At 67.3% G+C, this 17,565-nt stretch carries 13 protein-coding genes; 5 read left to right on the top strand and 8 right to left on the bottom strand.

Annotated elements, in window-relative coordinates:
• Positions 1-298: 298 nt before the first annotated feature.
• Together RBB46_RS15865 and RBB46_RS15860 are read left to right on the top strand one after the other, a co-directional pair.
• Entirely contained in the window at positions 299-1,633 is a 1,335-nt protein-coding gene (locus RBB46_RS15865; RefSeq protein WP_306030000.1) for a YcaO-like family protein, read from the top strand.
• Between the two features lie 94 nt (positions 1,634-1,727).
• Positions 1,728-3,836 carry a BTAD domain-containing putative transcriptional regulator gene (locus RBB46_RS15860; protein ID WP_306029999.1) on the top strand — a complete coding sequence of 703 codons (2,109 nt, stop codon included), beginning with the start codon at positions 1,728-1,730 and terminating at the stop codon, positions 3,834-3,836.
• 39 nt (positions 3,837-3,875) lie between these two features.
• Here RBB46_RS15860 and RBB46_RS15855 read toward each other — a convergent pair whose 3' ends face one another.
• On the bottom strand, positions 3,876-4,244 hold the full coding sequence (locus RBB46_RS15855; protein WP_306029998.1) for a hypothetical protein: 369 nt from the start codon (positions 4,242-4,244) through the stop codon (positions 3,876-3,878).
• 604 nt (positions 4,245-4,848) lie between these two features.
• Between RBB46_RS15855 and RBB46_RS15850 the strand changes: the two genes are divergently transcribed.
• Entirely contained in the window at positions 4,849-6,357 is a 1,509-nt protein-coding gene (locus tag RBB46_RS15850; RefSeq protein WP_306029997.1) for a sigma-54 dependent transcriptional regulator, read from the top strand.
• A 57-nt stretch (positions 6,358-6,414) separates the two neighbouring features.
• Here RBB46_RS15850 and RBB46_RS15845 read toward each other — a convergent pair whose 3' ends face one another.
• The 4 genes from RBB46_RS15845 to RBB46_RS15830 all read right to left on the bottom strand — a co-directional run bounded on the left by RBB46_RS15845 (position 6,415) and on the right by RBB46_RS15830 (position 11,241).
• Positions 6,415-8,958, bottom strand: a complete 2,544-nt coding sequence (locus RBB46_RS15845; RefSeq protein WP_306029996.1) for a cation:proton antiporter — start codon at positions 8,956-8,958, stop codon at positions 6,415-6,417.
• Positions 8,959-9,068: 110 nt separating this feature from the next.
• The gene (locus RBB46_RS15840; protein ID WP_306029995.1) at positions 9,069-9,998 is read right to left on the bottom strand and encodes a DMT family transporter; all 930 of its coding nucleotides are present in this window, start codon (positions 9,996-9,998) and stop codon (positions 9,069-9,071) included.
• Positions 9,999-10,248: 250 nt separating this feature from the next.
• Entirely contained in the window at positions 10,249-10,665 is a 417-nt protein-coding gene (locus RBB46_RS15835) for a DUF6220 domain-containing protein (RefSeq protein ID WP_306029994.1), read from the bottom strand.
• Positions 10,666-10,668: 3 nt separating this feature from the next.
• Positions 10,669-11,241, bottom strand: a complete 573-nt coding sequence (locus RBB46_RS15830) for an NAD(P)H-dependent oxidoreductase (RefSeq protein WP_306029993.1) — start codon at positions 11,239-11,241, stop codon at positions 10,669-10,671.
• An 85-nt stretch (positions 11,242-11,326) separates the two neighbouring features.
• Between RBB46_RS15830 and RBB46_RS15825 the strand changes: the two genes are divergently transcribed.
• Positions 11,327-12,226: a LysR family transcriptional regulator gene (locus RBB46_RS15825; protein ID WP_306029992.1), complete on the top strand. Its 900-nt coding sequence runs from the start codon at positions 11,327-11,329 to the stop codon at positions 12,224-12,226.
• Positions 12,227-12,421: 195 nt separating this feature from the next.
• Positions 12,422-14,596 (top strand): malate synthase G, encoded by a 2,175-nt coding sequence (locus RBB46_RS15820; RefSeq protein ID WP_306029991.1) that lies wholly within the window; start codon positions 12,422-12,424, stop codon positions 14,594-14,596.
• Positions 14,597-14,633: 37 nt separating this feature from the next.
• Here the strand turns inward: RBB46_RS15820 and RBB46_RS15815 are convergent, their stop codons facing one another.
• The 3 genes from RBB46_RS15815 to RBB46_RS15805 form a co-directional block, all read right to left on the bottom strand.
• A complete protein-coding gene (locus RBB46_RS15815) occupies positions 14,634-14,996 on the bottom strand; it encodes a PilZ domain-containing protein (protein WP_306029990.1) in 363 nt (120 codons plus the stop codon).
• A gap of 290 nt (positions 14,997-15,286) precedes the next feature.
• Positions 15,287-16,726, bottom strand: coding sequence for an ATP-binding protein (locus RBB46_RS15810; RefSeq protein ID WP_306029989.1), 1,440 nt, complete (start codon positions 16,724-16,726; stop codon positions 15,287-15,289).
• Positions 16,723-17,451 carry a response regulator gene (locus RBB46_RS15805; RefSeq protein WP_306029988.1) on the bottom strand — a complete coding sequence of 243 codons (729 nt, stop codon included), beginning with the start codon at positions 17,449-17,451 and terminating at the stop codon, positions 16,723-16,725. Before RBB46_RS15805 ends, RBB46_RS15810 begins: the two co-directional genes overlap by 4 nt.
• Between the last annotated feature and the right edge of the window lie 114 nt (positions 17,452-17,565).

Raw genomic sequence — 17,565 nt, 5'->3', positions numbered from 1 at the left:
CCGTGCGCGCGGCGTGAACCGCATTCACGCCGGGAAACCGGTACGGATCGTCCGTCGGACATCCGCGCGTCAACTGGGGGAGGTCAAACCGGCTCCGTCATGCTCCCGGCACGCAATCTCGTACCTGGCAAGCCTGCCGTGTCCCCCCATCCATTTGATTTTCCGATACAACACCAGCTAGCGTTATCTGTCCGTGATTTTTCCGCTCATCTTTTGAGCAGGGCGTTATTGCCGGGGGCGCGGCAGTGTCGCGGCGGAACGGGGAACGGGCGGGGAGCCGCTCGGGGGAAGGATGCGGATGCGCGAGGAGACGCGACGGACCTTGCAACTGGCAGGCGATGCGGTTGCCTCCGGCGGGCTGTCGGCAGACTGCGACGAGCGGGTGCGGGCCTTCCTTGCCTATCTGGGCGAGGGGGCGGGCGGAGTGCCCGTGGGCGATCCCGATCTTGCTGCGCTGTTGTCCGTCGCCGCCCGGCTCGACCGGCTGTTCGAGCTGCCGGTGCCGGATGCGCCTGGTCTTTACTGTTTTGGCGCCCAGGCGACCGCGTCCGCCTTTGGCGCGCTGGCGCCGGCGCGCGGGTCCGTTTCCGGCATGGGCGAAACGCGGCTGGCCGCGTTCCGAGCCTGCGTGGCGGAAGCGGCCGAATTCGCCAGCCAGTTCGAATGCGAGGACGAGACACGGGCCCGGAGCGCGAACGGCGCGGAACCCGCGTTGCCGGCGGCACTGCTCGCCGGACTGGTCGGGGAGGCGCCGGCCGACGGGGCGGATCCGGCGCCGGATGGGGAAGCGGTTGCCCGCGACCTTGCCCGCGACATCGATGTGAGGCTGCCCGCAAGCCTTGTCTGGCGACGTCGCGACAGCGGTCCGGCGAGCGCCGTCCCTTTCGCGCCCGGGCTGGGCGTTGCCGCCGGCCGCGACGCGGCGTCGGCGCGCCGGCATGCGTTGTTCGAGTGGATCGAGCGGGATGCGGTCGCGCTGTGGTGGCGCGGTGGCCGGCGCGCGCGCGGCTTTGCGCAGGAGGCGCTGGCCGAAGCCGCGATCTCGGGATGCCTGGCGGACTGGCGCCGTGGCCGCACGCAGCGACGAACATGGTTTCTGGACCTGACCACCGACATCGGCATTCCCGTGGCCGCGGCCCTCTCGGTGGATGCCTCCGGTGGCGGCTTTGCCTACGGCTTCGCGGCGCGGGCCACGCGGGCAAGAGCCCTGTCCGCGGCCTTGCAGGAACTGATGCAGATCGAACTTGCCGACAGGCTGGTCGATGCCAAGCGCGCGGAGGCCGGGGAGGCCGCGCTCAACGACATGGACCGGATCCATCTGGCAAGGCGCGAACAGGTGCGGCATGACTGGCCGATCCTGCAACCGGCCGGTATCGCCGCCGAAACAGTGGACGCGGTGCACGCGGGAGACCGGGCAGACGCAGGTGCGGACCCGCTCGCAGCCCTGCTGCATGCGGGGTTCACCGTACTGTTAATTGATCTCACCCGTGCCAATCTGGGAGTAAACGTGACACGGGTATTTGTTCCGGGGTTGCAACCCGATCCGGGTCGTATCATCACAGCAAGGCTCGCGCGCCAGTGCGCCGCGCATGATACGGTCCGGGACGGGAGGGCACTCCCGCCTCTCTACTGATTTTTGTACAAACCCTTTGATACGCAAATCTTTTCTTCTGGGGCAAGAGGGACTGACCTGCTAAGGTCTTGATGCGCAAGGGGGTTGGGGCAAAGTGGACGATATCGGGAACCAGGACAGGTTCGGCTCCGGGCCGGCCGGCCCCGCCTCGCGGGCGCGCCTGCACGCCTCGATTCTCGGAGTCCCCCGCTTCGAGGTCGGCGACCGGCCGGTTTCGTTCCGTTCGCGCAAGGCGGAAGGCCTGCTTGCCCGGCTGTGCCTGACGGGCGATGGCCGCCTGTCGCGCGAGATGGCGGCGAACCTCTTCTGGGAAGACAGTTCCGAACATCACGCCCGCTCCTCCCTGCGCCAGACCTTGTTGATCTTGCGCCGCAACCTGGAGGCTGCCGGCTTCGACGGGCTGGACAGCGACAAGATCAATATCAGCCTCGACCTTTCCCGCGTGGAAACGGATGTGGAGGCGTTGCTGGCGCCCGGCGCCACCGTCGCCCGGCGCTTGCTGAGCGAGAAGCGACTGTCCGAGCGCCTGTTCGAGGGCGGCGAGATGCTGGCCGAGCCGTTCACCGCCTGGCTTCGGGTGCGCCGGCAACAGCTCCACGACCAGCTGCGCGGCGTTCTCGAGCCGATGATTCGGCTTGGCGCCGGCGACTGGCAGTCGATGGAGGAAGCGGCGCTGGCGTTGCTCAACCTCGACCCGACGCACGAACCCGCCTGCCGTGCCTTCATGACCTCGCGGGCGGTGAGCGGGGATTTCACCGCCGCGCTCAGGGCCTACGAGGACCTGTGGAACATTCTGGAGGAGGAGTTCGACACCCAGCCCTCGAGCGAGACCCAGTCGCTCATCGTCGACATCAAGCTCGGCAATTTCTCCGAGTGGCTGAAACGCGAGCAGACCCGTGTTGCCGACGGGATGGCCGACCCGGCGGCAAAGGCGCGGGCCGCAGGCGATGCGCGTGGCGAGGCGAAGGCGGAGCCGGCCGTCCAGCCCGTGAACCCGGTGATCGTGGTCGACCAGATCCTGCAGATCACCGAGGCCGACGACGACGTGCGCCTTGCCAAGGTGTTCCGCCACGACCTGATCTCGCGCCTCGTCCGGTTCCGGGAATGGTCCGTGGCCGACGACATGACCGAGGAACTGTCGCGGTCGGCGGCGCCGATCTACCGCGTCTCGATCAGTGCCATGCGCTCGCAGCACGCCGTGTCCTACTCGGTGACGGTGAAGAACTCGCGCACCAACGCCTATGTCTGGGGGCGCAATTCGGATGTCGGCATCTCCGAACTGTTCTCGCGCCAGTCGCTCCTGGTGGCGGAGATCGCGCTGGCGATGAACGTCAACATTTCCGCCGAGCGCCTCGCCAACATGTCGCGGATGCCCGATGCCTCGCTCGACCAGTATGACCGCCTGCTGATGGGCCAGCGGCTGCACTACACATGGAAGATCGAGAACACGCACCGCGCTGAGGAGATCCTGTCGGGGCTGATCGAGGACAACCCGCGTTTCGGCCCGGCCTATTCAAGCCTGGCCCAGATCATCAACTCGCGCCACATCGTCTTTCCCGGCCAGGTGCAGACCCCCGAAATGCTGGAGCGCTCGGCCGGGCTGGCGCGCAGCGCGCTGACGCTGGATCCGTTCGATTCGCGCGCCTATCTGTGCTCCGCCTGGACGCTGGCCCTGCAACGGCGCTTCGAGCAGGCGGAGGCGCAGCACCGGCAAGCGCTCGAGCTGAATTCCAACGATCCCTGGACGGCCCTGTCGGCGGCGCACGGACTGGCCTATTACGGCTACCGGGAGGAGGCGGCCGGGATTGCCTATCGCCACCGCGACAGCGGCCTGCTGACCTCGCCGCTGCACTGGAGCTATTTCGTCGGGATCATGTGCCTTTGCGGCGACCACCGGGCGTCGATTTCCGCGTTCCGCTATCTGAGCGACGGCTATCTGGGGGTGGAGGCCTGGTATGTGACCGCGCTGGCCCTGACTGGCGAGGTCGACGAGGCGCGGGCCCAGGCCGAACATCTCAAGCAGCGCATCGTCGAGCGCTGGATCCTGCCGGACAAGCCGGATGACGCGCAGATCGGCCGCTGGATCGGAAACTGCTTTCCGATCAGTTCGCAACGCACCTGGAACGACGTGCGTCACGGGCTTTCCCTGGCCGGCATCCCCCTTCCGGATGACCTGGCGCCACCGCCGGACACGCCGCACTGAAAGACCGGCAGGCCAAGGGCCCGCCGGCAAGCCGTCGTTTCAGGTGCACACGGCGATCGTATAGTCGGCAACCCTGTGGAGAAGAAAGTCGCTGTTGGAAAGCGTATCGCCATCCTCGTAGAAGCCGGGCAGCGGATAGGGACCGGTGGCCCCGTCGCCGGTCGAGTAGTTTTCCAGCGACTGCTCGATCATGCGACGCGGCGGCAACCTCAGCAGCAGGACCTCTTCCGAAGGCTGGATCACCTGCAGCGCCTTGAGGTGATCTGGGACGGTGGCAATTCCCGCCAGTTCGCTCTTCAGTGCGGCAAGCGTCTCTGGCCAGGGTTTCGCGCCCGTGGCGTAGTCGGCCACAAGCTGTCCCAGTGCCTTGTGATCGTGGATGTCGATCTTTGCCAGTTCGTCAGTCATATTTTGCCCCGTAACGGTTTGAGAAGAAGGCACGCCGCATGAACATCCTCCGGTCTCTCGCCGGAGTCCCGTCATGTAATCCGCACTGCCCGCCACCCACCGGCCTCGACGGCGAGTGGCAGTGTTTGGCGCCCAAAAGCTGTGAACGAAAAGATTCCCAGCATGTGAATTAGAAGATTGACCGGGCAAAGCGTCAACCGGATATTTGTATAAATTCGAAAATACAACCTAAATACAATTCACGATATCCGGAGCAGGTGGGAGCCGCGGGGCGCTGCGGGAAAGTACTAGATCAGGGCTTTCGGACGCCGGAATCCTTGAAAATAACTCAACGGAAGTTTTTGCCTGGCCGCATCGCCTGTCCGAAGGTTGGGGAGGAGGGGCGCATCTTCCGGTTTTACGCCGGCACCGGATGCCGTAATCTGGCGTCCGGCTGCGATGTCGGGGTGCGTGTGGAAAGGCCTGCGCACCGTTGCTGACCGCTGGATGTCGGAGCCGCCAGGGCCGGGTGCTGGAGACCTGCCACCGGCCGTGATCGCGTTGCCCCGGTGCTGGCGAAGGCCAGACCTGAGCGGCGCGCCAGAAGGGGTGGTTGCTGGCACGCATGACCGGGAATAAGCCCAGTGTCCTGCTGGTCGAGGACGCGCGCGCGCTTGCCGAGACCTACAGGGCCTATCTCGTACCGCAGGGCCTCGAGGTCCATGTTGTCGCGACCGGCGCGGAGGCGATGGAGCACGTGGCGGCGCATGCGCCTGGCGTGGTGGTGCTCGATGTGAACCTGCCGGACGGCAACGGTCTCGACCTGCTCAAGCGAATCAAGGCGCGGGGTACGCCCTGCGAGGTCGTGCTGATCACCGGCAAGGCATCCGTCAACATCGCGGTCGAGGCGATGCGCGAGGGGGCTTTCGACTTTGTCATGAAGCCCTTCACCGCCGACCGGCTGCGGGTGACGGTGCGCAACGCGCTCGACCGGCTGCAACTGGCCAGCCGGCTGGAGGAACTGGGCGGCGAGATCGGCGCGGACGGCTTCGAGGGCATGATTGGCCGTTCGCCGGCGATGCAGGCCGTCTATCGCCTGATCTGCAGCGCCGCTCCCACCAGCGCCACCGTCTTCATCTCCGGCGAGAGCGGCACGGGCAAGGAGCTTTGCGCCCATGCGATCCATGCGTTGAGCAAGCGGGCGGCGGGGCCGCTCGTTTCCATCAACTGCGCCGCGATCCCGCGCGGCATGCAGGAAAGCGAGATCTTCGGTCACGCCCGTGGCGCCTTCACCGGCGCTGTGAGCGAGCGCAAGGGCGCGATGCTGTCCGCCGATGGCGGCACGCTGTTTCTCGACGAGGTCTGCGAGATGGACCCCGACCTCCAGACCCGGATGCTGCGCGTCCTGCAGGAAAAGGCGGTGCGCCGGGTTGGCGAGGATCACATGCGGCCCGTCGACGTGCGCATCGTGTGCGCCACCAATCGAGATCCGGAAGCGGAGGTCGCCGCCGGCCGCTTCCGCGAGGATCTCTATTACCGGCTGCATGTAATGCCGATCGAATTGCCGCCGCTGCGCGCGCGCGGCGGCGACGCGGTGCTGATCGCCCGCCATTTCCTGCGTCAGTTCGCCGAGGAGGACGGCAAGCGGTTCCGCGATTTCACGACCGATTGCGAGCGCGCGCTGGCAGCCTGCGCGTGGCCAGGCAACATCCGTCAGCTCCAGAACGCCATCCGCCGCGCTGTGGTGCTCAACGACGCGGAGCTGATGGAGGCGGGAATGCTGCCGGCGCAACCGCAGGGCCAGGCCGATATCCCGTCGCCGTCGCCGGTTCCGGCGGCAGCTTCTGCGGGCATTGCAGTGGCGGGAATGCCGGCCGATGCGCAGGCCGGCACCGACGCGGCCATGCGCAGCGAGGCGGGCCTGCGCATCCGGCCCCTCGACACGGTGATCCGCGAGGCGATCGAGAGTGCGATCTCGCTCTGCGGCGGCAACATCCCGCGTGCCGCCCAGGCGCTGAAGGTCAGCCCCTCGACCCTTTACCGGCGGCTGCAGTCCTGGAACGGACAGGGCAGGGCGCCGGCGGGGGCGCGCGGCGACGCGCCGGCGGGTGAGGGACCGATCTCCGAACGGTAGGGCGGTTGCCTCCTTGGGGGGCAACGCGGCTTGGCGCAAGGTGCCGGGCAAGGCCCGTCAGCCGTGCTCCTGTCCGGTGCCTGCCAGCCGGCCGGTTGGCGCGTCGCGTTCCGGTTCGGCCTCGGCATTCATGCGCTGGCGCGCGTGCGCGACCTCCGCGATATGAGCCTCCAGCGCCGGGTCCTTGTCCATCAGGCTCCTGAACTCCGACCGCGACAGGACGAGCAGGTTGCAATAGCCGAGCGCCCGCACATCCGCCGTGCGCGGTTCGCCGGTGACCAGCGCGATCTCGCCGAACACGTCGCCACGGCCAAGCCGGATGCGCATGGTTTCTGTGGAGACCTCGACAGCACCCGAGGAGATGAAATAGGCGGTGTCGCCGCGTTCGCCCTTGCGGATGAGGCTGTCGCCGGGCACGGCGAAACGCGGCCGCATCAGCCGCGCGATGGCGCGGATCCGGTCCTCGGGCAGGTCGCGGAACAGGGGCAGCTGGGCGGTCAGTTCCTCGGTGCGCATGCCCATGTCGAGATGCGGGCGCTGGTCCGCCTCGTCGCGGCCGGCATGAACTTCCTGGGCAAGGTTCGAATAGAGCTCGGAGCCGATCAGGTTCTGTGCCTGCAGCGCCCGGTACGCATCCTCCTCGAGCCGCAGCGCAGCCTTCAGCAGGAACCGCTGGTCGAGACTGTCGGCATAGTCGGGATATTGCAGGCGCAGCGCTTCCAGCGCCGTGGTGGTGGATTCGCGCCGCAGCAGCAGGATCTCGGTGAGGATCTCGGCCACGCGGGCGCCGAGCAGCGGCTCGATCTTGTCGTCTGTGAAGGCGATCAACTCGTCGATGACGATGCGGCTCAGCAGCAGCATCTCGTAGCGGTCGGCCAGCAGGCGGGCGAGCCAGCCCTCGTATTTGAGGTGACGCTGGCACCATTGGGCCAGCCGCATGGTGCGCGGAAAGGCGAGCGATTCGCGTGCCGCGCGGTTGTATTCGAGCCGTCCGCCGGCTCGGGCCTGGTCGCCGATGCGGCCGATCTTGGCCAAAAGGTCCTCGGCGGTGTGGATCGAGGCGGTGCGCTCGCGAAGATGACGCAGCACGATCTCGCGCTCGCGGTTGGAGATCGAGACGAGGCCGACCGTGACCCGGTCCCGGTCGAGGATTTCCTGCGAGGCGCTTGCGGCGCCTGAGGCGATCGTCTGCCGGTCCCGGTAGCGCCGGTCGGTCTCCTCCGCCGCCGCCGGGGCGATGTTGTAGTTCGCCGCCACCCGGGCGACGCCCTCGCGCACCTTGGCCAGCGCCAGCGCCAGCACCTGCGAGCGCATCGCGTTGTCGAGCGGCGTCAGCCTGTCGAGCCCGAAGACCTTGATCAGCGGCTTCAAGGTGGTGCCGTAGACAAGCAGCGTGAACAGCACGAACCCGGTGGCAAGCACGGCGACGAAGCGCTGCACCTGCGGGTCGATCGCGGCGTTCTCGGTGACGCCGAGCGCCAGCGTCAGGGTGATCGCGCCGCGCATGCCACCCCACAGGATGACGGTCTTGAACGGGGTACTGACCGGCTGCGACAGGCGTAAGAGGCTCATCAGGGGCAGCGCGCCGAACAACACCACGGCGCGGGCGACCAGCGCGGCCGCCACGACGATGGCAAGCAGGCCGAGATCCGCCCAACCGACATCCACAAGGAGCTTGGGGATCAGGATCGAGGCGAGCATGAAGATCAGCGACGATGCCCAGAAAGCGATCTGCTCCCAGACGTCGTTGAGATAGGTCCAGCCGTCCGGCGTGACGCGGGAGGGGCCGGCGAGATTGATCAGAATGCCGGCGGCGACCACCGCGACGACGCCGGAGACATCGACGAAATTCTCCGCCACGATATAGACGAGATAGGGCATGGCGACGGACAGCGTCACCTGGGCGAGGCGGAAGTCGCGCACCAGGGGCAGCAGGCGGACCATCGCCTGGCCCCCGAGATAGCCGAGCGCCATTCCGCCGGAAAAACTCCACAGGAACAGCTCGACGCCGCCGGTCAGCGTCGGCGCCTCGCCGCCGGTCAGCGCATCCAGCAGGATGACGAAAAGGGCGATGGCGGCGGCGTCGTTGAGCAGGCTTTCACCTTCGACCAGGCGGCCGAGACGGGCGGGCGCGCCGATGTCGCGGAAGATGGCGACGACGGCGACCGGGTCGGTGGTGGCGACGATCGCGCCGAGCAGAAGGCAGGCGATCAGCGACACGCCGGCGAAGGGCTGCAGCGCCAGCCCGATAAAGGCGGTGGCGACCAGCACCGCGACCACCGCCATGACGAAGATGACGCCGGCATCGTCGGCCATGCGGCGGATGTCGAGGGTCAACGTCGTCTGGAACAGGAGCACCGGCAGGAACAGGTGGAGAATGCCCTGCGAGTTCAGCGGCAGGTTCACGAACACCGCGGCGATGTCGTTGAAGGCATCGGTGCGCGGCGTGTAGAGCAGCCACGAGGCGAGCACGCCGATGCCGATGCCGACAAGGGCGAGCAGCACGGAGGACGTGACCTTGAGCCGCCGCGCGAGCGGCTGGATCAGGGAGATGACGACGAGCAGGCCGGCGATCGCGGCGATGAACAGGGGCGCTTGCATGACCTGTCTATCTTGCCACATTTCGGCAAATGCGCGACGGCCTTGCGGCACTTCGCCGATATTCGGTGTTGATTACGTGGTGTTGGCGGAACGAGGCGCGTTGCTGCGCCTCAGCTAACGGGCGCCGCGGTGCGCGACTTGCGCTCGGACAGCGCGATGCCGACCAGAACCAGCGCGAGCGCGAGCGCGTGATAGAGATGGAAAGGCTCGCCGAGCAGCATGACGGCCAGCAACGAGGAAAAGATCGGCACCAGGTTGATGAAGACGCCGGCCCGGCCGGGGCCGATCAGCTCGACGCCGCGCATGAAGAAGATCTGCGACAGGAACGAGGGGAAGATCGAGATATAGGCGACGACCAGCCAGCCCTTCGGGGTCGGCCATTGCACGGTGCCCTGGATGAATTCGAAGGCGAAGACGGGCACGGAGACGATCGCCGCGATCACCGAGAGCACGGTGAAGAAGACCATGCCGGAAACCGCCGGCCGGTTGCGCAACAGCACCGCGTAGAGCGAGTAGAGGATGCAGGCGGCGATCATCAGCCCGTCGCCGGGATTGACCTTTAGCTCCGCCAGGCGGGCGAAATCGCCCTGGCTGGCGATGAAGACGACGCCGGTCATGGTGACCAGCACGCCGAGCGCCTGCAAGGGCCGGATCGGGGTGCGCAGGATGATCAAGGCGCCGAGCAGCACGAACATCGGCATGGAGCCCTGCAGGATGCCCATGTTGAGCGCCGTGGTGGTGTGAGCGGCGATGTAGAAGAGCGCGTTGAAGGCAGTCAGTCCGATGGTGCCCATCAGCGCCATCATCGGCAGGTGCTTCCTCAGCATCGGCCATTCGGCCCTGACCTGGCGGCCGTAGAGCGCCACCATCAGCGCCGAGACGAAGACCCAGCGCAGGAACACGACGGCCAGTGGCGACACTTCCCCGATGGCGAGCCGGCCGGCGATGGTGTTGCCCGCCCAGAACAGGGTGGTCAGCACCAGCAACAGGATCGGCCGGGCGTAGAACCGTGCGGCGAGGGTGGAGCCTGGTTGCGACATGGGACGGTCGGTTCACCTGCCGGGCGAGGACGGTCTCCGGCGGCCGGGTGCCGGTTCTGGTCGCTGTCCGGTCTTGCTGGGGGTCTCGGTTCGCGGCGCGTCTGGAGCGCCGGTTCATCGACGGGAATGGCTGTTCCTATCGTATGACCAATAGTGCAATCGGATGCAAGCCGTGCCCGCGCGCAAGGGGATTGCGCGTGGCGCAGGGCTGGCGAAGGGGCAGGGCGCCGGACGGACCCGGCCCGACGGGTCAGGCCTTCGTCTTGCGGGACCGCGCAAGCCGGCGTTCGATCTTGGCGAGGAGCACCAGACTGGCGGTCAGAAGCAGAGCGCCGTTGACGGGATGGAAGGCGAGGGAGCGGGAGGCATCGCCGGCGGCGAGGGCGACCTGCAGCAGGTAGAGCAGGGCGGCAAGTCCGGCCCACCATCCGAAGCCGCGCAGCCGCGGCACGGCGATCGCGCCGCCCGCGAGACAAAGGACCGGAAGGGCCAGTCCCGCGCCGAGGCCGGCGTGCAGGTTCCATGTTCCGGTTTCGCCGAACAGGGCAAGGCCGGCGGTGAGGAACTGGGCGAGGATCCAGACTGGCAGCAGCCGGCCGGACAGGGAGAACCAGACGGGCGTGCCCCGCCCGAGATCCGTCAGGGTGTCATGGGTGGCGCCGGTCATGGTTCAGGCCTCCGCGGATACGGGGAGGGATTCAGCCTGCCAGGCAGTGAGGTCCGCCGCGTAGTTCCGCGCGGCAGCCTCCAGCTGCCCCTCCGAGAGGCCGTCGGCGTCGTGCAGTACGAAGGGGCGCGACCAGGTCAGGCCGCAGCGGTTGGCGGTGGCGCGCAGCGGCGCCAGGATCTCGGTGATCGGGAACAGGTTGCGGCCGCCGTTGCGATAGGCATCGGCTGTGCCACCGGTTGTGACGGCGAGCCTGAACGGCTTGCCGGCAAGTCGGGCCCCTTCCGTGTCCGACAGCAGATACATCATGCGGGTGAGAACGGCTGCCTGCCAGGATTGCAGGAGCGGCGGCGGCGCGTACCAGTGGAGAGGGAACTGCAGGACGAGCCTCTCGGCGGCGATCAGCCGGGCGGCCTCGGCTTCTGCGTCGCGGGCCATGTCGAGCCCGTCGGGGAACCGGGCCTGCATGTCGACCACCTCGGTGCCCGGCAGGCGTGCCGCCACCCGTGCCAGCGCGGCATTGGCGCGCGAACGCGAAAGGTCCGGGTGGAAGAGCAGGATCAGTGTCTGGGTCATCTTCGTCTCCATTGCGATGAAGGGAAGATGCGAGGACTGTAGAAATTATCCCAATCGATAACAAATATAGTTTATTATTAATCCTATGAATTTGAGAAGCATCGATCTCAACCTCCTGGTGGTCCTCGACGCGCTGCTCGACGAGGCCCATGTAAGCCGCGCCGCCGAACGGCTGGGCCTGACGCAGCCGGCGGTTTCCGCCGCTTTGCAACGGTGCCGAGGTCTGTTCGGCGACGAGTTGCTGGAGCGCGGGCGCGGCATGATGCGCCGCACCGACAGGGCGGAAGCCTTGCGGGCACCGCTCAAGACCCTGCTTGCCGGCGTCGCCGAAATGGTCGACCCGGCGCCGGTGCCGCTTGAGAAGATCCGCCAGACACTGAAGATCAGCATGGCCGACTATCCGGCGGTTCTGGTGATGCGGCCACTGCTCGAGCGGCTGGGCGCTGCGGCACCGGGCATCGATCTCGTGCTGCAGCCCTGGCAGGGGGCGGACGCGGCGCGCACCGGGCTTGTCGCCGGCACGAGCGACCTGGCGCTGTCGGTTTTCCCGCCGGCGGAAGACGATCTGGTGCGCACGGAACTGGTGAGCGAGCACTACGTGGTGGCGATGCGGGCCGATCATCCGGCGGCGCGCGATTTCAGGCTGGAAACGTGGCTCGCCCACCCGCATGTGCTGGTGTCCGGCCGGGGCGACACGCGCGGCCCGCTCGACACGGTGCTTGCCGGACAGGGCCTGTGTCGGCGCGTCGGCGTGGTCGTGCCGACCTTCCAGATGGTGCCCGAACTGCTTGCCGGCTCCGACCTGATCGCCATGCTGCCCTCGCTCTGCGTTCCTTCGGCGAGCGGCCTTGTGACCTTCGCGCCTCCCGTGCCGGTGCCGGGCTTCGTGCTGCATCTTGCCTGGCACGCTCGCCGCGACGGCGACACGGCCCTGCGATACGTGGCGCAGGCGCTGGTGGAGATCATGTCCTCGGATCTTCGCTGATTATGTCCGGAGCGGATCAAGTCTTTTCGATTTGTGACAGATTGACCGGGTGGAGGGGCTTCGCTTTGATGGGGCGAAGCCGATCCGGTCGTGATCTCCATGACGATCCGGCCGGTTTCGCGGCAGATTTCGGAAAGCCGGTGGCGCCATGCCCGCCGTTTTCCCTCAAGGATGGAACGAAGGAGCGCTGACGCCATGGAGCGTATCGAGATTGCCGGCCTGAAGGTCGCCAGGGAACTGCGGGATTTCGTCGAGCAGGAGGCGTTGCCGGGCACCGGGGTCTCGGCCGATGCCTTCTGGCAGGGGCTGTCCGGCATCGTCCACGATCTTGCCCCGGAAAACCGCGCGCTGCTGGAAAAGCGTAATGCGCTGCAGGCGAAGATCGATGCCTGGCACCAGGCCCATCCCGGCCCGGTCGACCTGCCCGCCTACAAGGCGTTCCTGAAGGAGATCGGCTACCTGGTCGAGGAGGGCGGCGCCTTCGCCGTGACGACGGCCGATGTCGATCCGGAGATCGCCTCGATCTCGGGCCCGCAGCTCGTCGTGCCGATCACCAATGCCCGCTATGCGCTGAACGCGGCCAACGCGCGCTGGGGCTCGCTCTATGACGCGCTCTACGGCACGGATGCGATGGGCAGCCGGCCGGGTGGCGGCGGCTACGATCCGGCGCGCGGCGCCGAGGTCGTTGCCCATGCGCGGCGACTGATGAACGACCGGGTGCCGCTTTCCGGCGACTGGGCCTCGGTCACGGGGCTTTCGGTCGAGGGCGGCCGGCTGGTTGTCGCGGGCCAGGGCGGTGTGTCGCTGACGCTGGCCGACCCGGCCCAGTTCGCCGGTTATCGCGGCGAGGCGAGCGCCCCCGATGCGGTGCTCTTCGTGAAGAACGGCATGCATATCGAGGTGTCGATCGATCGGGCCCATGCGATCGGCCGCGAGGACCCGGCCGGCATCGCCGATATCGTGCTGGAATCCGCCGTTTCCACCATCATGGATTGCGAGGACTCCGTCGCGGCTGTCGATGCCGAAGACAAGGTCGTTGCCTATCGCAATTGGCTCGGGCTGCTCAAGGGCGACCTCACGGCGAGCTTCGACAAGGGCGGGCGCACCATGGTGCGGCGTATGGAAGGCGACCGGGAATACCGGACGCCGGCCGGCGGTGTGCTGCGTCTGCACGGCCGCTCGCTGATGCTGGTGCGCAATGTCGGTCACCTGATGACCAACCCGGCCATCCTCGACCGCGACGGCAACGAGGTGCCCGAAGGCATTCTCGACGGCATGATGACGGCGCTGATCGCCATGCACGACATCGGCACGGGCGGCCCGGCGGGCGGCGGAAAGCGGATGAATTCGCGCGCCGGCTCGCTCTACATCGTCAAGCCGAAGATGCACGGTCCCGAGGAAGTCGCCTTCGCCAACAAGATGTTCGGCCGTATCGAGCAGGCGCTGGGCCTTGCGCCCGACACGCTGAAGATGGGCATCATGGACGAGGAGCGGCGCACCACCGTCAACCTCAAGGAGTGCATTCGCGCGGCAGCGTCCCGCGTGTGCTTCATCAACACCGGCTTCCTCGACCGTACCGGCGACGAGATGCACACCTCGATGGAAGCCGGCCCGATGATCCGCAAGGGCGACATGAAACAGGCCCCCTGGATCGCCGCCTACGAGAACTGGAATGTCGACGTCGGCCTGGAATGCGGCCTGCCGGGCCATGCCCAGATCGGCAAGGGCATGTGGGCGATGCCGGACCTGATGCAGGCGATGCTGGAGCAGAAGATCGGCCATCCGAAGGCCGGCGCGACGACCGCCTGGGTGCCTTCGCCGACGGCGGCGACGCTGCACGCGCTGCACTACCATGTCGTCGACGTCGCCGCCCGCCAGCAGGAACTGAAGGCACGCGGCCGCGCCAGCCTCGATGATATCCTGTCGATCCCGGTGGCCGAGCGGCCGAACTGGTCGGCGCAGGAAATCCAGGCCGAGCTCGACAACAACGCGCAAGGGATCCTGGGCTATGTGGTGCGCTGGGTCGACCAGGGGGTCGGTTGCTCCAAGGTGCCGGACATCAACGATGTCGGCCTGATGGAGGACCGGGCGACGCTGCGGATTTCCTCCCAGCACATCGCCAACTGGCTGCGCCACGGCGTCTGCACGGACGCCCAGGTGATGGAGACGATGAAGCGCATGGCGGGGGTGGTCGACGGGCAGAATGCCGGCGACCCGCTCTACACGCCGATGGCTGCGGATTTCGACGCCTCGGTCGCCTTCAAGGCCGCTTGCGACCTGGTGTTCAAGGGGCGCGAGCAGCCGTCCGGCTATACCGAGCCGGTCCTGCATGCCCGCCGGCTCGAGGCGAAGGCGCTGGCCGGCGCCTGAACCGGCCGGCGGACCGCGTCCGGCACGAGCGACCCTCCTATCGGCCTCCGGGCCGATAGGGCTGTTCGATCGTCTCGGCGTTCTGGCGTTTGGAAATCTCGTTGAAGATGATGTCCTTGAGCCGCTCCTGCTCGGGATCGTTGTAGATGAACCGCCAGCCGCTCTCCTCGCCGCGCCGCCAGCGCTGCTCCGCCCGCAGCTCCAGCCCGTAGGCGGTGACCGAGATACGCACGCTGAGTGCGAATTTCGGCAGGTCGGAGCACAGGATGCGACAGCCCGTGAGGCTCAGATCCTTCAGCTTCGCGGGCATCGGGCCGCGCATGGTCACCACCATGACGGGTATGGACCCTTGCGCCCGTGGCGTCCTGCGTCGCTCCCGCTGTGTTGCGGATGCCGACATGTACCGGTTTCTTGACGACAGGGTGACCACCTCCTGTGTCTCCTGTTTTCACTCAGTCGAAAACACTCCTCCCCGGAGCCGGTCGAGGGTTCTATCCTTGACGTATCGGCAGATGTAACATGGAAAACCTTGCCGATTTCTAATGATGGGGATCGGACCCTGAGGAAGGCAACGTCATTGCGGACGTGAGCCGGTTTTTTCCGGGTTTTCCATTGGAAAAGCATGCGAGCTGCCCTAGCGGCAGCTCGATCTTGCTTGAGAGCGATGTCCCGGAACCGGGCGCGAGGGGATCAGGCCCGCGTCGGACGGTCGGCGGGAAGCATGATTCGCGCCTCCAGCCCGCCTTGCGGCCGGTTGACGAGTTCCAGCGTACCGCCATGGGCATGGACGATGGACCGGGCGATCGACAGGCCAAGGCCGATGCCGCCGGTTTCCTCGGACCGCGATTCCTCGATCCGCACGAACGGCTCGAACACATCGTTGAGCCGGTCTTCGGGAATGCCCGGGCCACGGTCGGCAACGGCAATGCGCACAGAACCGGCGCCGGCATGGAGCGAGAGCTCGGCCTCCCCGCCATAGCGCACCGCGTTGTCGATCAGGTTGCGCAGCGCCCGCTTCAGGCTGAGCGGGCGGCATGACACGACGATGCGCCCGGCGGGCGGGTCGAAGGCAACCGGCCGGCCCATGTCGCGATAATCCTCGGCGATGGCGTCGATGAAACCGCCCAGATCGGTCCGCGCGGCGTCCTCCCGGGAGGCCTCGTCACGGGCGAAGGCGAGCGTTGCCTCGACCATGCCCTGCATCTCGTCGAGCGTCTCGATCACCTTCTCGCGGTTTTCCTCGTCGTCGATGAATTCGGCCCGGATCCTCAGCGAGGTGATCGGTGTCCTGAGATCGTGGCTGATCGCGCCGAGCATGCGGGTGCGATCGCGCACGAAGCGGGTGAGGCGGTCCTGCATGACATTGAAGGCATGGATGGTGCCGCGCACCTCTAAGGGGCCGGTCTCGGCCAGCGCCTCGACATCCTCGCCCCGGCCGAGCCGGTCGGCTGCCGCGGCCAGCTCGCGCAAGGGGCGCGTCAGGCGCCGCACGGTCAGCGCGATGATGGCGATGATCGCCGCCGCCATCAGCGCGACCGCGACAAGCACCGGCAGCAGCGTGTTGCGCGGCACGCGAAAGCGGCTCGATCCGTTCAGCCAGCGGCCATCGGCAAGGCCCACGGACAGGGTCAGCGACACCGGCGCATCGCGCCAGCGGTCCCGGCCACGCCGCCGGTCGTCCTCTGCCCGTCCGTCGTCATCGCCGTCGCGCTCGCCGACATCGATGCGCCGCCGCGAGGGGGCCTCGCGCACCGGCGGGCGATGGGAGACGTCGACGCGAATGTCGCGCTCCGCCCCCAGTTCCTCCGCCAGCATGCCGGCGATGCGCCTGTCGGTCTTGCCCTTGCCGGTGTTGCCAAGGGCCGGCGTTTCGTCGATCCAGAACCAAAGGAAGCGGCTCGATATGGCGCGCAGCATCTCCGGGCGCTGGGTCTCGGTCGCGTCTTCGACCAGACGCACCAGCGAGACGGTGCGCGACACGATGGTGTTGCGGGCAAGTTCGACCAGCGCCACCCGGCGCTCGCCGGCGAAGAGCCACAGGGTCAGCACCTGCGCGACCACGAGCGCGATCAGCAGCAGCGCGATGAGCTGGCCGGCGAGCGATTGCGGCCAGGGACGGAAGCGCTTCATTCGGCGCGCTCCTCAACCTCGGCGGTGAAGGTATAGCCGCCGCCCCAGACCGTCTTGATGAGCTCGGGGGACTTGGGATCGGGTTCGATCTTCCGCCGCAGCCGGCTGACCTGGTTGTCGATGGAGCGGTCGAAGACGCCGGGACTGCGTCCCGACGTGAGATCGAGAAGCTGGTCGCGCGACAGGACCATGCGCGGCCGCTTGAGAAAGGCGATGAGCAGCTGGAACTCGCCGGTCGACAGGGGAACGGCGATGCCGTCGGCTCCGGTGAGCAGGCGCTTGGGCACGTCGAGCCACCATCCGGCGAAGCCGAGGGTTTCCGCCTCCACCGGATCGCGGTCCCTTGGCACCTGCGAGGAGCGGCGCAGCACGGCGCGGATGCGCGCCAGCAGCTCGCGCGGATTGAAGGGCTTGGTGACATAGTCGTCGGCGCCGATCTCCAGGCCGACGATGCGGTCGGTATCCTCGGCCATGGCGGTGAGCAGGATCACCGGCACGGTGCCGCTTTCCACCAGCGAGCGGCAGAGCGACAGCCCGTCCTCGCCCGGCATCATGATGTCGAGGACGATGAGATCGACGGCCGCCGCCTTGAGGAACTTGCGCGCCTGCGCGGCGCTGTCGGCGACGGAGGAGCGCAGCCCGTTCTTGCGCAGGTAGCGCGCCAGCGATTCGCGAATGTCGCGGTGATCGTCGACGACAAGAATGTGTGGCCCGTTCTCGCTCATGGGTTCCGCCCGGTCCTTACAGTCAGCTTCATCCTGTCTTATCGCTCGCGCGGGCGAAGCGGAAACGCCAATTGTATCGAGGTGTAACAGGCCGCGAGCCCGCCACAGCTTGCG

It is taken from the genome of Stappia sp. MMSF_3263 (genome assembly GCF_030733745.1).
Taxonomy (GTDB): domain Bacteria; phylum Pseudomonadota; class Alphaproteobacteria; order Rhizobiales; family Stappiaceae; genus Stappia.
Note: the sequence above shows the minus strand (reverse complement) of the source record. Positions and strands in the feature narration are given on the sequence as shown.

Bases quoted from the DNA above. Each gene is read 5' to 3' on its own strand.
- RBB46_RS15865 (WP_306030000.1), top strand. From the start codon at position 299: ATGCGCGAGGAGACGCGACGGACCTTGCAACTGGCAGGCGATGCGGTT.
- RBB46_RS15805 (WP_306029988.1), bottom strand. From the start codon at position 17,451: ATGAGCGAGAACGGGCCACACATTCTTGTCGTCGACGATCACCGCGAC.
- RBB46_RS15845 (WP_306029996.1), bottom strand. From the start codon at position 8,958: ATGCAAGCGCCCCTGTTCATCGCCGCGATCGCCGGCCTGCTCGTCGTC.
- RBB46_RS15850 (WP_306029997.1), top strand. From the start codon at position 4,849: ATGACCGGGAATAAGCCCAGTGTCCTGCTGGTCGAGGACGCGCGCGCG.
- RBB46_RS15840 (WP_306029995.1), bottom strand. From the start codon at position 9,998: ATGTCGCAACCAGGCTCCACCCTCGCCGCACGGTTCTACGCCCGGCCG.
- RBB46_RS15825 (WP_306029992.1), top strand. From the start codon at position 11,327: ATGAATTTGAGAAGCATCGATCTCAACCTCCTGGTGGTCCTCGACGCG.
- RBB46_RS15835 (WP_306029994.1), bottom strand. From the start codon at position 10,665: ATGACCGGCGCCACCCATGACACCCTGACGGATCTCGGGCGGGGCACG.
- RBB46_RS15810 (WP_306029989.1), bottom strand. From the start codon at position 16,726: ATGAAGCGCTTCCGTCCCTGGCCGCAATCGCTCGCCGGCCAGCTCATC.
- RBB46_RS15855 (WP_306029998.1), bottom strand. From the start codon at position 4,244: ATGACTGACGAACTGGCAAAGATCGACATCCACGATCACAAGGCACTG.
- RBB46_RS15820 (WP_306029991.1), top strand. From the start codon at position 12,422: ATGGAGCGTATCGAGATTGCCGGCCTGAAGGTCGCCAGGGAACTGCGG.
- RBB46_RS15830 (WP_306029993.1), bottom strand. From the start codon at position 11,241: ATGACCCAGACACTGATCCTGCTCTTCCACCCGGACCTTTCGCGTTCG.
- RBB46_RS15815 (WP_306029990.1), bottom strand. From the start codon at position 14,996: ATGTCGGCATCCGCAACACAGCGGGAGCGACGCAGGACGCCACGGGCG.